Below are 450 nucleotides of genomic sequence, written 5' to 3'. Positions count from 1 at the left end.
CCGCCTGTGCAGCCAAATGAATGAATCACCGGCAGAGGTTGAAGAGTTTCGGGAGGAGATGACGGCTAATCTACTGAGCAGTATAGAGGACTGGATTTCAAGGGGATACACGGAAGCGGATGCTCTCCATAAGGCCCTGGAGAACTTCGGAGAGCCAGGCCAGATCGAAACCGAGCTGAAGTCGCTTTACCGGATGAAAAAGGTATTTTCGGGCAGCATTCTGACAGCGGCGATTGCCTTGTTTTTGCTGGGGGCTGTCATTGTAGGCGGATTCTTTGTATGGAATGAACTGCTCCATTATGAGGCGGCCGAGAAAACTTTTGCTATCGTGGAGCGGGAGATGGGAACCGCAGAGAACCCGGTCAGTCAAGAAATGAGAGAGAAGCTGAAGAAGAGGGTTGCGAGCAGCTGGAGCATTACCGCAGTCGTGCTTCGGATACAAGAAGACAA

The 450-nt window shown here is 51.8% G+C and carries 1 protein-coding gene; it reads left to right on the top strand.

What is annotated here, in order from left to right; all coding sequences use genetic code 11:
* Window positions 1–58: 58 nt before the first annotated feature.
* The coding region (locus L692_RS30095) for a hypothetical protein (protein ID WP_198027824.1) at window positions 59–450 on the top strand (392 nt) is incomplete at its 3' end.

The organism is Paenibacillus forsythiae T98 (assembly GCF_000520735.1).
Classification (GTDB): domain Bacteria; phylum Bacillota; class Bacilli; order Paenibacillales; family Paenibacillaceae; genus Paenibacillus_AQ; species Paenibacillus_AQ forsythiae.
Note: the sequence above shows the minus strand (reverse complement) of the source record. Positions and strands in the feature narration are given on the sequence as shown.